Genomic DNA, 1018 nt, shown 5'->3' on the forward strand with positions numbered 1-1018 from the left:
TTGGCTTATGCATCCACAAAGGATTGGTGAGTGGCCATACCCAGGTGATCGACCGCGGCGGCGGACCGCTCTGCCTATATCAAAGCCAATGCGTCAATGAGTCGGCTGAAGCGAAAGCCTGCCATCTGGTCTTCGAAGACAACACCCACATTAGGTAAACGAACTGCCCCTCGACTAACGGCATCTGTGGATCGCTTGCAGCACATTCACCGCTTTCAGGCTAACATCAAGAAGGCCGCTCCTAACAAATCCGGCCAACTCCTGAGCAATCTCACTCATTATAGTCCCACCGACCCCGATGCCCGCATTGCGTTCAAAACCGCACCGGCGGCCCGGGGGTAAGCCCCGCCAATTGGCGTATATGGCGAGCGTAAGCGTTGATGCGTCTCAGCACGTGATTACCCATATTCAGGTAAATTCGGCCGACCGGCGTGATAGCCGCAACCTGTTGCCCATTGTTGACACGACGCGGGACCGTTTGAAGGGGTTTGGCGTGGCCATAAGTAATGTAGTGGCTGACGCCGCCGGGCCGCCGGTGCGGATACAGTTCCGGTGAGAATTATGAACAGCTTGAAATCAGAGGGTTAACTGGATTCGTTTCACCCCATAGCAAGTACAAGGACGAGCGGCCTGGCTTTCATTACGATACCACGAGCGACAGCTACACGTGTAGTCAAGGGAAGCGTTTGGCCTTTGACAAGTTGCTGGTTGATAAGCAGGGGAACCCCAAAAAACGCTACCTGGCTAAGGCCACCGATTGCAAGAATTGTCCCCTCCGTGAGCCGTGTAAGGGCACGAAAGCCAGTGAAAAGCGATTGCATCATACCGCCTACAAAGCCCAATACGAGCGAATGGTGAAGCGGTTGTCGAGCCGGTTGGGCAAACGTATGATGCGAATCCGGTCGGCAACGGTGGAGCCCGTCTTAGGCAGTCTGATCAACTACTACGGCTTGCGTCAAATCAATACCCGGAGCCGGGAAGCGGCAGCCAAAGTGATGTATGTGGCGGCAATAGCATA

The 1018-nt window shown here is 54.8% G+C and carries 3 protein-coding genes; all 3 read left to right on the top strand.

Translation table 11 applies throughout. The features are described from left to right. Nucleotides 1-186 precede the first annotated feature (186 nt). Nucleotides 187-342: a hypothetical protein gene (locus ACFS25_RS31540; RefSeq protein ID WP_381509166.1), complete on the top strand. Its 156-nt coding sequence runs from the start codon at nt 187-189 to the stop codon at nt 340-342. A 19-nt stretch (nt 343-361) separates the two neighbouring features. Beyond that, entirely contained in the window at nt 362-556 is a 195-nt protein-coding gene (locus tag ACFS25_RS31545; protein WP_381509168.1) for a hypothetical protein, read from the top strand. A 130-nt stretch (nt 557-686) separates the two neighbouring features. Further along, nucleotides 687-1018: transposase (locus ACFS25_RS31550; RefSeq protein WP_381509170.1), on the top strand; the 332-nt coding region annotated here is incomplete at its 3' end.

Source organism: Spirosoma flavum (assembly GCF_042686045.1).
GTDB classification, from domain to species: domain Bacteria; phylum Bacteroidota; class Bacteroidia; order Cytophagales; family Spirosomataceae; genus Spirosoma; species Spirosoma flavum.